9 protein-coding genes and 1 tRNA gene are annotated in these 13,532 nt (G+C 60.7%); 6 read left to right on the top strand and 4 right to left on the bottom strand.

Translation table 11 applies throughout. The annotated features are described in order from the left end of the window. Positions 1-52: 52 nt before the first annotated feature. The 3 genes from AAAX31_RS00455 to AAAX31_RS00445 all read right to left on the bottom strand — a co-directional run bounded on the left by AAAX31_RS00455 (position 53) and on the right by AAAX31_RS00445 (position 3,636). Entirely contained in the window at positions 53-1,120 is a 1,068-nt protein-coding gene (locus AAAX31_RS00455; protein ID WP_138375290.1) for a glycerol dehydrogenase, read from the bottom strand. A gap of 113 nt (positions 1,121-1,233) precedes the next feature. Further along, complete coding sequence (locus tag AAAX31_RS00450; protein ID WP_349075769.1) at positions 1,234-2,334, bottom strand: glycerol dehydrogenase; 1,101 nt, start codon at positions 2,332-2,334, stop codon at positions 1,234-1,236. 78 nt (positions 2,335-2,412) lie between these two features. Next, complete coding sequence (locus tag AAAX31_RS00445) at positions 2,413-3,636, bottom strand: iron-containing alcohol dehydrogenase (RefSeq protein WP_035136916.1); 1,224 nt, start codon at positions 3,634-3,636, stop codon at positions 2,413-2,415. Positions 3,637-4,134: 498 nt separating this feature from the next. Here AAAX31_RS00445 and AAAX31_RS00440 point away from each other — a divergent pair, with 498 nt between their 5' ends. From AAAX31_RS00440 to AAAX31_RS00425, 4 genes are all read left to right on the top strand, one after another. Continuing rightward, positions 4,135-5,211 (top strand): hypothetical protein, encoded by a 1,077-nt coding sequence (locus tag AAAX31_RS00440; RefSeq protein ID WP_349075767.1) that lies wholly within the window; start codon positions 4,135-4,137, stop codon positions 5,209-5,211. After that, complete coding sequence (locus AAAX31_RS00435; RefSeq protein WP_349075766.1) at positions 5,211-6,254, top strand: hypothetical protein; 1,044 nt, start codon at positions 5,211-5,213, stop codon at positions 6,252-6,254. The genes AAAX31_RS00440 and AAAX31_RS00435 overlap by 1 nt, the downstream gene beginning before the upstream one ends. Positions 6,255-6,299: 45 nt before the next feature. Next, positions 6,300-8,477 carry a MurT ligase domain-containing protein gene (locus AAAX31_RS00430; RefSeq protein WP_349075764.1) on the top strand — a complete coding sequence of 726 codons (2,178 nt, stop codon included), beginning with the start codon at positions 6,300-6,302 and terminating at the stop codon, positions 8,475-8,477. A 101-nt stretch (positions 8,478-8,578) separates the two neighbouring features. After that, positions 8,579-8,655 (top strand) — tRNA-Glu (locus AAAX31_RS00425). Between the two features lie 635 nt (positions 8,656-9,290). Here AAAX31_RS00425 and AAAX31_RS00420 read toward each other — a convergent pair. Next, positions 9,291-11,378, bottom strand: coding sequence for a glutamine synthetase III (locus AAAX31_RS00420; RefSeq protein WP_118205277.1), 2,088 nt, complete (start codon positions 11,376-11,378; stop codon positions 9,291-9,293). A 426-nt stretch (positions 11,379-11,804) separates the two neighbouring features. Between AAAX31_RS00420 and AAAX31_RS00415 the strand changes: the two genes are divergently transcribed. Then, complete coding sequence (locus tag AAAX31_RS00415) at positions 11,805-12,677, top strand: methylenetetrahydrofolate reductase (protein WP_271737645.1); 873 nt, start codon at positions 11,805-11,807, stop codon at positions 12,675-12,677. Continuing rightward, complete coding sequence (locus AAAX31_RS00410) at positions 12,677-13,468, top strand: hypothetical protein (protein WP_349075763.1); 792 nt, start codon at positions 12,677-12,679, stop codon at positions 13,466-13,468. The genes AAAX31_RS00415 and AAAX31_RS00410 overlap by 1 nt, the downstream gene beginning before the upstream one ends. Positions 13,469-13,532: the final 64 nt, after the last annotated feature.

Here is a 13,532-nt window from a genome sequence, read left to right as displayed (position 1 = left end):
TAGCCCATGGCTTATCGCCGCCCCGATTGCACAAGGTCGATCAAGCGCCAAGCTATGCCTCGCACATGAGCTGCACGAGCTTCTGTTTGGTCACCTTGGCCTGCTCGTTGGCCATATTGCGCTCGTTTCTAAAGACCGCATCCGCAACGCTCATCAGGTCGGTATCGGAAATCTCGCCAAGTCCCAGCTCCGCGAGCGTCGTCGGTAGACCAACGCGCTGGCAAAACTCGAGCACCTGATCAAGCTCGGGCGCACGCTCCAGGCGCAGCTGCACCACCAGGCCAAATGCCACGGCCTCACCATGCATGGCCTTGCACTCGGGCAGAATCGTCAGGCCGTTGGCTATGGCATGGGCAAGCGCTAGGCCACCACTCTCAAAGCCAACACCCGAGAGCAGAATATTGCACTCGATCAGGCGCTCAACCGCTGGCGATGTACGGCCCTTTTTGAGATCGCGCTTGGCAGCGACGCCGCACTCCATGAGTGTGTCATAGCAGGCACGAGCCGCAACCAAGGCCAAGTGTCCCGGCGCGCCACCGTGCTCGTTGGCGCCGTGCGCCGCGGCGCACGAACGCGCCTCGAAATACGTTGCCAGCGCATCGCCCATACCAGCGACCGTCATACGCAGCGGGGCCGCCGCGACCACGTTGGTATCGACCACGACCAGGTCTGGATTCTTCTCAAGCATCAGGTAGCGGTCGAACGACCCATCCTCGTGATACAGCACCGAAATCGCGCTGCACGGACCGTCCATCGACGCCGCCGTGGGACATACGCACAACGGCAGCTCAGCATAAAACGCAACGGCCTTGGCGATATCGAGCATCTTGCCGCCGCCAATGCCCACCACCATGTCGCAATACTCGGCCCGGGCTTCCTTGGCCATTTCGACAACGGCATCTTCCGTACACGGACCGTTGTAAATCTTAAAGAACGGCTCGCTTAGATCTTCATCCAGAAATCCATCGACGATCTGCCTGCACAGCCGATCCTCGGTGCCCTGGTCAAACAAGACATAGGCAGCGCAGCCCAACCATGACAAATACCTGCCCTGGCGCGAAAGCTCCCCCGGTCCCTGAACATACCGACCGGGGCCGCCATAAACCATAGGAAGCGCCATACGAGAATCCACCCTTCATCAAACAACGATGGGTGCAAAGTACCCTGACCCCTTTGCACCATAGCAAAAAGGGGCAAAGCCATCTGTTGGCTTTGCCCCTTCCTTAGCTTGATTTACTCATCCATGAGATAGTAGTGGCCCAGTGCGTCGGCACCCAGGATGGCGTTTGCGACCATCTCGGGCGTCACCTCAAACGGCATATTGCACATGGTGTCCTCGGGCGCGCACGCAGCCTCGGCAACAATCATGGCCTGCTCGCGCGTAAGCTCGGCAACGCCAAGTTCCTTCATCGTGACCGGCAGGCCCAGCTCAATGCAGAAGCCCAAGACTTCCTCGAGCTTCTCAGTCGGAGCATCCTCGAGTACCAGCTGAACGATGGTACCAAAGGCGACCTTCTCGCCGTGATACATGCCGTGGCACTCGGGCAGCATCGTCAAGCCATTGTGGATGGCATGAGCAGCAGCAAGGCCCGAGCTCTCAAAGCCAATGCCCGAAAGCAGCGTATTGGCCTCGATGATATGCTCGACGGCAGGCGTCAGCGCACCCTTCTCCAGCGCGACCTTGGCCTTGATGCCATCGGCCATAAGCGTCTCGTAGCAGAGCTTGGCAAGTGCCAGACCAGCCATACCGCCCTTGCCGCCAGCGCAGGTGCCACCGTCGGCATCGTGCGTCGCCTGGGCCTCAAAGTAGGTTGCGAGCGCATCGCCCATACCGGAAACCGTCAGGCGCACCGGGCTCGCCGCGATAACCGTCGTATCCATCAGGACGATGTTGGGGTTTGCCTTAAGGAAGAGGTACTTGTCGAACTGGCCGTCATCGGTATAGAGCACCGAAAGCGCCGAGCACGGTGCATCGGTCGAGGCAATGGTGGGGCAAATGATAACCGGGGACTCCAGGTAATAGGCGACGGCCTTCGCGGTGTCGAGGATCTTGCCGCCACCGACGCCGACGATGATGTCGCAACCGTTGTCGCGGGCGAGCGCAACCAGGCGATCGACCTCGCCCTTGGAGCACTCGCCGTTAAAGTCCTCAAACAGCAGCTCGGCCTTGGCCTCGGCAAAACCGCCCTCGATCTTAGCACCGACGCGCTTCTTGCCCGAAGGTGTCACTATGACGAGGGCCTTAGCGCCGAGCGGCTCGACATAGGAGCCGAGCTTGGCCAGCTCGTCCGGACCCTGGATGTACTTGCTGGGGCTATTGAAAATTGCAGCCATAACTATCCCATTCTCTAAAAAAGAAAGGGGCTCCGTACGGATACGTGCGGAGCCCCTCGTTACGATAACAAGAGTCGATTAGAAATCGATGTCGGTGTCGTAGTAGCAGGCCTTGAGGATCTTCTCGAAGTCGGCAGCCTTGGTCTCACGCGGGTTCTCGGGCGTGCAGGCGTCCTGCTCGGCGTTCGCGGCGATCTCGGGCAGCTTGGCGAGGAACTCCTCCTCGGAAACCATCTGCGGGTTCTCGGCGTCGACCTTCACGCCACCATTCGCGTAATCCTTGATGGACTGCGGAATGTTGAGCTGGTCGTTGAGGTCGCGGATCTTCTGGACGAGCGCAGCGATGAGCTCCTCGTTGGTCTCGCCGGGAAGGTGCAGGATCTCCTTGGCCACGTAAGCGTAACGCTCGGCAGCACGCGGGTCCTTGGAGTTCCACTGGATGACCTTGCCCAGGTACATGGCGTTAGCAGCACCGTGGATGATGTGGCCGTTCTCGAAGGCAGCACCGGTCTTGTGAGCCATGGAGTGAACGATGCCGAGCAGGCCCGAGGAGAAGGCGATACCGGCGATGCACTGAGCCTCGTGCATGTGCTGACGGGCCTCATGGTCGCCAGCATAGGACTTGGGCAGCCACTCGACGATCTCGCGGATGCCGTGCAGGGCGTTGGCGTCGGTAAACATAGAGGCGCAGGTGGAAACGTAGGCCTCCATGCAGTGGGTCAGAGCATCCATGCCGGTGTGAGCGCACAGCTTGGCGGGCATGGTGTAGGTGAGCTCGGGGTCGACGATGGCGACATCAGGGGTGATGTTGAAGTCGGCCAGCGGGTACTTGATGCCCTTGGCGTAGTCGGTAATGACGGAGAACGCGGTGACCTCGGTAGCGGTGCCGGAGGTAGAGGAGATGGCGCAGAAATGAGCCTTCTGACGCAGCTCGGGGAAGCTGAACGGCTGGATGATGTTGTCGAAGGACTCCTCGGGATACTCGTAGAAGACCCACATGGCCTTAGCGGCATCGATGGGCGAACCGCCGCCGATGGCGATAATCCAGTCGGGCTCGAACTCGCGCATGGCCTCGGCGCCCTTCATGACCGTCTCGATAGACGGGTCGGACTCGACGCCCTCGAACAGCTTGACCTCGAAACCGCCTTCCTTAAGGTCGGCCTCAACGTCCTGCAGGAATCCGCCGCGGCGCATAGAGCTGCCGCCAGAAACGATGATGGCCTTCTTGCCCTTGAGGTTCTTCACCTCGTGGCGAGCGCCCTCACCAAAGTACAGATCGCGAGGATTGGTAAAACGTCCCATACTGTGCCTCCTAAACAAGCCCCTCTTAGACTTGCGTATATAACGGAGCACCCAATTGGCTCCGTTAGGACCGTTTGCGCGTTGCCGGCGATGACAATGCGCGATGTCTAAACGTCTCAACGCTCAGACAAACACTATTTTACCGTTCTGGTTGGTCAGTTATTCATCCAAAGTTACCAATGATGAAACGTTTTTTCTATCCTGGAACCTCTAGCGTTGCGGTTATTGTCCCAAGCTGGGCAAACGTTTTATCAAGGTTGACTACATATCCCGGGCAGGACTGTGCCCCTCCAAAATATGCACCGTTCGCCGCCAAAAATCGACCGTTTGCGGCACCGTGATACCACTCGGTCGTCCAAGGTGCCGACATTTGTGCGACATCCGTCTTCGTGGTGCAAAGGTGCAAGTCCAAGTGCGGCACCCCCGGTGTGCCACATGCGGGTAAACTAGAACCTTATATAGAAACATTTGAACCCTAACCGCAGCAAAGGAGGCCCCATGGCATTCGATCCCATTCAAGAGGATTGCCATCGCCTCGTTCTTGAGGCCTTGCGCCGCGACAATATCCCGCTCACCGACGGTGCCGCCGTAGAGCGTCTGATGGAACAATTCACCCGCAACCCCGCACCGCTCATCGTGCACGACCGCGACCGCGCCGGGCACCTCATTGCCAAGGTGGTCGAGGCTGTCGACTACCGCATTCCCTTTATCCCTGACGATACCCAGGCAGAGCAAGAAGAGGCAGCTGCCGAGAACATGCTCCGCGAGGCAGCCGCGCTCGACCCGACCAACTGGGACGCTCAGCGCATGCTGACCGCCCTCACCGCCGGCTCCAACGAGGAATACGTGCAGTATCTGGTGTCCAAGTGCGACGAGGTGGAGCACGATCTGGCGCTCAAGACCGCCTCGGCGCAGGACCCCTACGAGCGTGAGGCCGCAGGCGACCTTATGCGCCGCCCCTACCTGCGCTGGCTTGCCGCCTTGGCATCGCGCGCGCTCATTAGCGGACGCTACCGCATGTCGCTCGAAGCCGCGAATCGCAGCTTGGACTTTGCGCCCAACGACCCCGCTGGTGTCCGCCACACCGCGATGCTCGCTATGGCAAAGCTCGAATACCCCGCCGAGGAGCTCAAGCGATTTCGCTCTGCCCACTCCGTCCCCTATCTCGCCAACACGCCGCTGCGCCGTCGTCCCAAGGACGCGGAGCGCGACTTGGACCCATGGACGCTCATCGCGCTGATGAGCGCTGCCTGGCGCGAGCTGGACTACGAGGGCGCCGAGCACTATTTGCGCATCCTCGCACGCTCGTGCCCGCACGCGGCCGAGGCGCTCTACTTCCAAACCGAGTTTCCCGATGGCGTCTATGCCCGCGTCAACGTGGGTGTGGGCTCCACCGACGAGCTCGTCCTTGCGCTGTCCGAGGCGACGCCGGTACTGCAGGAGGGCCTGGGCGCCCCCGACAACGCCAGCTTCGCCGCCTGGGTCGCTACCAACGATATCGTGCGTTCCCAAATCGATGAGCGCATACTGCGGGCGGCCGAGCAGGGTTTGCCGTTTAAGGGAGGAGACCTCTAATGGATCCGAGCGTCTACATCCCCGCCTACCTGGAGCGCACCTATCTGGCGTCGCACCCCGAACTCACCGATGCAGCACGCGAGCTTGTCCATAACGACGTGAGCGTCAACCCTCATAAGTATGCGCAGACCGAGCATGCTCAGGCACTGCTGTCCTACGCCGGTGTCCATCGCCACCTGCTCGACGAGCTCCATCGCATCGAGGACATGGGCAGCGACGAGGAGTTTGAGCAGACGCGCAACCGCCTGTTCGACGATATGCGCGATGAGCTGCTCAAGATCGTCCGCATCGATGCGCATGTCCTCGATGCCCAGCTGCTCGCCATCATTTTGGCGGACACGCCCGTCGACGCCTGCCTGGGCGATCTGATGAAGCTCGAGGCGACCACGGCCGATTACCTGCAGCAAAGCGTGCCCGGGTTCGACATGGAGGCCCCGCACTACTGGGCCAACAAGGTGCTGGCAGACGACGTGACAGCGGCCGATCTCACCGTGAGCGAGCCGGCGCTTATCGGGTGGCTCCACACGCTCGAGGCCATCTCGCAGCTGTGCATGGCGAGCGCCCGCTACCGTGCTGCCGCCAACTACGCCCGCCGCGTCCTTAAAGCAGAAGGCTATCCCACCCGAGCCGCAGGCACCGTGTTGCTCGCCCTCGCTCGTCTGGAGGACGAGGACGGCTTTTTTGCCCTGGCCCACCAGCTCGAGGAAGAGATCGGGGCAGACGCACTCGAGAACTCTCCTTGGTATCTGCTCGCCCGCACGATTCTGCTGTTCAAAACAAACAAGATGCGCCCGGCGACACGCGCGCTGCGTGAGTTTGCCAACCGTTGCGAGGGCGGTGCGTTCTTCTTACTGAACCCCATGTACCAGACACCGTACCTTCCCTGCCGGCCCGAGCCACACGATCCCTGGGATCTTTCGCACCAGGCCGTTTGGGAAGCGGACGGTATTATCTCGGACACTCCCGACTTTGCCCCCTGGGCCAATGCCTGCGAAGACGTATCGCAGCTTGCCCAGGAATTTGCGCGCCGCTACGGCTTTTAGCGACGCGATCGCCCCGACCATGTCATCTATGTTAGGAACGGTTTCATGAACCTCCGCTCATCTCTTGCCTGCACCTCGAGCGATATCGCTCGCTGGGGACTGCGCTCTGTCCTCAAACGCCAGGGTGGCGTGCTTCCCGGCCGCATCGCCATGAAGATCGACCCCGAGCTGCTGAGCGACCTCGCCGGCCTTGTCGACCGCAGCGTGGTGATCACCGGTACTAATGGCAAGACCACCACCTCCAACCTCATCGCCGACGCCGTTGCTGCCAGCGGTGCTACCGTGGTGTGCAACCGTGCCGGCAACAATATGGAGCCTGGTGTGGTGGGTGCTCTGCTCGAGGCCCGCGGCGGCCTTAAGCACGCTGACAGCGGCAAGCGCGTGGGCGTTTTTGAATGCGATGAGCTCTACACCGTGCGCGTCCTGCCCAAGCTCAAGCCGACGTACTTCGTGCTGCTCAACCTGTTCCGCGACCAGCTGGATCGCTATGGCGAGATCGATCACACCCAGGAGGTCATCGCCCATGCGTTGGAGCTTTCGCCAGCAACGACGCTCATCTATAACGCCGACGATCCGCTCTGTGCCTCGATTGCCGCGCGCGTTCCCAACGCAAGTATTGCCTTTGGCATCGACGGCGCCACTGACACAGAGTCCGACCGCATTAGCGACTCGCGCTTTTGCTCGCAGTGCAACGCGCCGCTGGAGTATGACTACGTGCAATACGGCCAGCTCGGCGCCTACCATTGCCCCTCGTGCGGTTGGGCACGCCCCGCACTGGTCCGCCGCGTAACGAATGTGGAGCTCAGTCGCGATGGCTATGGTTTTGACCTGGTGTTTGGATCTGATTCCAGCGCGCCAGCCGCGCACATCGCCACGCGCTACAACGGCTTATATATGGTCTACAACGTTGCCGCCGCATTCTTTGCCGCACATGAGTTAGGCGTAGATATGGCGCACCTGCAGCCCACGCTCGATGCCTACGTTCCCGCCGGCGGACGCATGGGCCGCTGGGATATCGCCGGCCGCACCGTCGAGGCCAACCTGGCCAAGAATCCCGTAGGCTTCGATCGGCAAATCCAGTCCATCAAGACGGCAGGCGGCAGACTCTGCGCTTTCTTCCTTAACGACAACGACGCCGACGGCCACGATGTATCGTGGATCTACGACGTCGACTTTGAGCGCATCGCCGACACGCCGGGACTTGTCGCCTTTGCCGGAGGCACGCGCGCGCACGACATGCAGGTGCGCCTCAAGTACGCCGGCATCGATGCCGCGATTATCTCGGACGTCGCGCAGGCAATTGGCGCCGTGGCAGACGAGGCCGCCGATGACACCTTCTACGCCGTCGCCAACTACACGGCCTTCCCGCCGCTGGTCAAGGAGCTCGACGGACTGAAGGGCGCCACTTCCGACGCTGTTGCCGGGCGCGGCGTAGCCCGTGCCGACGGCAGCGCTCTTCCTGTCGGCATCGCACCAGTCGAGCTTTCGCGCCCGCTGCGCATCGTCTACCTGTATCCCGATGCCCTTAACCTCTACGGCGACGGCGGCAACGTTATCGCGCTCGAGCGCCGCTGCGCCTGGCGCGGCATTCCTGTGCGCGTGGACGAGGTCCGCATGGGCGAGGCGCTCGATCTCACCGACGCCGACATCGTCATGATGGGCGGTGGCTCCGACCGCGACCAGCTAGCCGTAGCACACGAGCTGCTCGCCCAAAAAGACAAGGTCGCGACCTATGTTGAGGATGGCGGCTCGCTGCTTGCCATCTGTGGCAGCTATCAGCTGCTCGGCCGTTCGTACTACATGGGCGACGATCGCATTGAGGGCCTGGGCGTCATTGCCGCCGAAACCGTACGTGGCTCCGATCGCCTGATCGGCAACGTCGCCGTCAAGACCGACCTGTCACCCGAGCCCTTTGTGGGATTCGAGAACCATGGAGGTCGCACGCTTTTGGACGCCGATGCCACGCCGCTCGGAACGTCCGTCGTCACGGGCACCGGTAACAACGGCGACGATGGCTTTGAGGGCCTCATCTACAAGGGCGTCATCGGCACGTACCTGCATGGCCCGGCGCTGCCCAAGAACCCCGAACTCGCCGACTGGCTGATCGCGCACGCCCTCGAGCGCCGCGGCGACGCACAGGCCAACGCTCTGCTGCCGCTCAAACCCCTCGACGACACCTACGAGCACGCCGCCCACGACGCCGCCATGAAGCTCCTCCCCTAACGCCCCAACCACCACAAAGGGGACAGGCACCTTTGTGGTGGTTTTTCAGTTTGCCAACGATATGTGAACGGCTAAAAAAGTCTGCTATACTCTTTCCCGCTGTCCCCATCGTCTAGCGGCCAAGGACGCCACCCTTTCAAGGTGGATATCGCGGGTTCGAATCCCGCTGGGGGCACCATTTAAATTAAGAAGCCCGTTACCCCCGCGGTGACGGGCTTTTTGCTACCGATATGCCGGGATTCGAACCCGACAGGGTGCGGAGCTGAGGAAACGCGCAAGCGTTTTCCAGCGCAGCACGCAAGGAGCGAAGCGACGAAGCGGAAGCGGGCGGCGCCAGCCGCACGCGGATATCCCGCTGGGGGCACCATTTAAATTGAGAAGCCCGTTGCCCTCGCGGTGGCGGGCTTTTTGCTACCCATGTGCCGTGATTCGAACCCGGCAGAGTGCGGATCACGGCATCATCGCAAAGCCTGTGGGCAAAAAATAGCAAATATGAGTACTGTTACCAATTTAGTAACAGCGATTTCATGCCATCAGAAGGCGATTTAGACGCCAGGGGTCCTACGGCGGAAGAATTGCAGGCGTTTATCAGCTATGTACTTGGACATATGTTGCGTAACAACCCATATTTTGTAAATAGATAATGCTACAGGACTTGTGACAGTACTCATATTTGACGTTTTTTGTCCACAACCCTTTATACCTAGGCAAATCGGCGGCAAAACGGGCTTCAAAGCGCCCTTCGCAAACAAAAACCGGGGCCCGCATGATGCGGACCCCGGCTCAATACCGTGACGATATGTCAGTTACGCTCTACACGTAGAACAGGATGTCGTCGTAAGTCGGGACCGGCCAGTAGTCGGCGGCCACGATCTCCTCCATGGCATCCACGGCGGCGCGCAGCGTATCCATAGCGGGGACGACCTCGTGTGCATACACGTTGGCCTGCTCCTGGCCATCGAGGGCCTCAGCCTTCTGATGCACGGCGTCAAGCGCCTTGATGGAGTCGTTGATGGTGGTGATGCCGTTGCAGAGCTTGTTGAGCGTGTTCTGCTCGCACTGCATGGCGGCCTCAGCACCGGCGGCACGAATAGTCTCAAGGCCCTTAGCGACTTTGGTGGCATAGGCGGTAATGACCGGGCGATAGGTACGACGCGCCTCGCGAACCATCGTGGTGGCCTCGATGTTCATGAGCTTGTTGTACTTCTCGAGCTTGCAATCGTAGCGGCACTGGGCCTCGGCCTTGGTCAGAACACCCGTCTCCTCAAAGAGCGCAATGGCCTTATCGGAAACAAAGGCGGGCAGGGCGTCGGCCGTGGTCTTGTTGTTGGCAAGGCCGCGCTTCTCGGCCTCGACGGGCCACTCGTCGGAGTAGCCATCGCCGGAGAAGAGGATGCGCTGGTGGTCGGTCAGGACCTTCTTGCAGTACTCGAGCGCGGCGTCCTGGAACTCATCCTCGGGCGTACCCTCAAGCGCGTCGGCGAAGGACTTGAGCGACTTGGCCACGGCGGCATCGAGCACCAGGTTGGAGTCGGAGACGTTCTGCTCGGAGCCGCAGGCACGGAACTCGAACTTGTTGCCGGTGAAGGCAAACGGGGAGGTGCGGTTGCGGTCGGTGTTGTCCTGCATCAGCTTGGGCAGGGTATCGGCGCCCAGGTCAAGCACGCCGCGCGTGGCATGGACGGAAGCCTTGCCATCGATGATCTTCTCGACGACCTCGGTAAGCTGGTCGCCCAGGAAGATGGACATAATCGCCGGAGGAGCCTCGTTGGCGCCCAGACGATGGTCGTTGCCGGCCGAGGCAACAGAGGCACGCAGGAGCTCCTGATAGTTATCGACGGCCTCAATCACCGCGGTGAGGAAGACGATGAACTGCAGGTTGTCGAGCGGGGTGTCGCCTGGATCGAGCAGATTCTCGGACTCGGTGCCAAGCGACCAGTTGTTGTGCTTGCCCGAACCGTTGATGCCCTCGAAGGGTTTCTCGTGCAGCAGGCAAACCAAGTCGTGGCGGGAGGCGATGAGCTTCATTTTCTCCATCATGACCAGGTTCTGGTCGATGGCCTCGTTGACTTCGCCATAGACGGGGGCGAGCTCATGCTGGCAGGGAGCAACCTCGTTGTGCTTGGTCTTGGCGGGAATGCCGAGCGCCCACAGCTCATCGTCCAAGTCCTTCATGTAGGCCGAGACGGTGGGGCGGATAGCGCCAAAGTAGTGCTCCTCGAGCTCCTGACCCTTGCATGGAGCAGCACCAAAGAGGGTGCGGCCGGTAATGACCAGGTCCTTGCGCTTGCGGTAGGCGTCCTTCTTGATCAGGAAGTACTCCTGCTCGTCGCCCACGGAAGGAACGACTTTCTTGGGGGTCTTACCGAACAGCGCCAAAACGCGCTTAGACTCACGCGAGAGCGCGGTCATGGAACGCAGCAGCGGGGTCTTCTTGTCCAGGGCCTCGCCCGTGTAGGAGCAGAAAGCCGTGGGGATGCACAGGACATCGTCCTTGATAAAGGCGGGGCTAGTGGGGTCCCAAGCGGTGTAGCCACGGGCCTCGAAGGTAGCACGCAGACCGCCGTTGGGGAAGCTCGAGGCATCGGGCTCGCCCTGGATGAGGTTCTTGCCCGTAAACTTTGTAATGGCGGTGCCGTCGTGGTTGGGCTCCAGGAAGCTGTCGTGCTTCTCGGAAGTAATGCCCGAAAGCGGCTGGAACCAGTGCGCGTAGTGCGTCGCGCCCTTGGAGATGGCCCAGACCTTCATGGCATGGGCAACGGCGTTGGCCACATCCAGGTCGAGCGGCTCACCGCCCTCGAGGGTTGCAGCAAGGCGCTTCCAAATGTCCTTGGGGAGGTAGTCCTTCATGACTTCCTCAGAGAACACCATGGTCCCGAAGCGGTCAGTAAGTTCGGCCATACGGAACTCCCTTCGTATCGGCACCGCGTGAGAAGCGGTGTTGATTACTAACGAACGAGTCATAGCTTAGACTCGCCGTGTTTCCGCGACATTACCGTTATGTTGCTGTCGCGAAACCAATCAATGAGGTTACCCTATCGAGGCGGCGTTGCCACCCTCAACAGCCAATCAACTGCATAAATTGCAGACCTCTCTCCATGGTTTAAGGGTAGTCAATTTGGGATGGAGCTCTATTAACTGGTATTTTGCATCAGATACCAGTCTTTATAGTCCGTGCCTAGATTAGCCGCTCTGTTATAGAGAAAGCCGATAGCAAGGCATCTTTGATTGGTATCCTCAAATAGCGAGTGAAACTCCACCGTGGCACAGTGGTGCTGTAGAATCCTTACAACACATCACACTATTACGTATCTAGAGGAGCACGATATGCGCGTCGACGAGGTTTTTAAGCAGGCAGCATCCCAGGGCACCGTACCCGTTTCGTTTGAGATGTTCCCGCCCAAGGGCGAGCTGACCCTCGACACGGCTCGCGAAGTGGCAGGCAATCTGTGCAAGCTTTCGCCGAGCTTTGTCTCGGTCACCTGCTCGGCCGGCGGCTCGGGCAACGGTGCCGCCACCGCCCCCATCGCGCATATGATTACGAGCGAATTCGACACGCCCTCGGTGGCACACCTTACCTGCGTGGGCCGGTCGCATGCCGATATCGCCGCCAAGATCGATGAGTATCGCTCGGCCGGCGTGGAAAACGTGCTGGCCCTGCGCGGCGATCTTCCCGCCGGCGCGACCGAGGACGACAAGCCCGCCTCCGACTACGCCTACGCCCGCGACCTCATCCCCGAGCTCGTCGACGCCGGCTTTTGCGTGGGCGCCGCAGCCTACCCCGAGGGCCACATTGCCTGTGAGGACCTCAACGTCTCGGTCGAACACCTCAAGCAAAAACAGGACGCCGGCGCGAGCTTCTTTGTGACGCAGCTTTTCTTTGATAACGAGTGCTTCTACCGTTTTCGCGAGCTTGCCGACAAGGCCGGCATCACCGTGCCCATTACCGCGGGCATTATGCCGTTTATGGGCAAGTCGCAGATCAGCCGCATGGTCTTTATGTGCGGCGCGTCGCTGCCCTCCCCCGTCATCAAGATTCTCGCCAAGTACGAGAACGACCCCGAGAGCCTGCAGGCAGCCGGTGTAGATTATGCCGCCCGTCAGCTTTGTGACCTCAAGGAGCACGGTGCCGACGGCCTGCACCTGTACACTATGAACCGTCCTGCAATCGCCGCGACCATTATGGAGCGCCTGGGGTAATGGAAAAACCGCACATCGATACAACCACTGTCGAAGTGCCGGCCGACCTTGCGTCGCCGGCGCTTTACCGTGTCGATGCTGCGCACCATCCCCGTGTCGACCGTGCCGAGATGCTGCGGTATCTGGGTTACGGCGGCCAGCAGATTGAGCCCGAACTGTCACGACGTATTGAGCCTGTCGTTGAACGCCTGGAATTGGACATTGAGCCCCGTGGCGTGCGCCGCGTATTTGCCGTCGATGCCACGGGCGTGGACGAACAGGGCAAGCCTTGCATCCGTCTGGTCGGCACCAACGTTGAGCTGCGCGGTCGTGATATCTATCGACATCTCAAAGACGCCCGCTTTGCCGCGCTCATGGCATGCACTCTCGGCATGGATGCTGAGCGCCGTTTGCGCACCACGGGAGCCCAACATCCCCTGGAGGGCGCCGTGCTCGACGCCGCGTGCTCCGCTTACGTGGAAGCCGCCGTTGAGCAAATGGACCAGCAGGTCAAGATGGACGCCGCCGTTCATGGGCTCGCCGGCAACTGGCGCTTTAGCCCCGGCTACGGCGACTGCCCGCTCTCGGCCCAGCGCTCGATCGTCAATGCGCTCAACGCCACGCGGCTCATCGGCCTGACCGTCACGCCCACCAGCCTGCTCATGCCCACTAAAAGCGTGACAGCGGTGATCGGCCTGTTCGACGGCGAAGTCCACGACGCCCAGAGCCGCCCCACCTGCAATATCTGCCGCATGCGCGAGCACTGCCGCTTCCGCGCCGCCCACACCACCTGCTATTCGCATTCTGAATAAAATGTCAATTGATGGCACGGTATCGAGGGAATCTCATCCGTATGTAAGCGGATGTCCTCACAAA

Origin of the sequence: Collinsella sp. CLA-ER-H5, assembly GCF_040092375.1 — a bacterium.
Taxonomy (GTDB): domain Bacteria; phylum Actinomycetota; class Coriobacteriia; order Coriobacteriales; family Coriobacteriaceae; genus Collinsella.
Note: the sequence above shows the minus strand (reverse complement) of the source record. Positions and strands in the feature narration are given on the sequence as shown.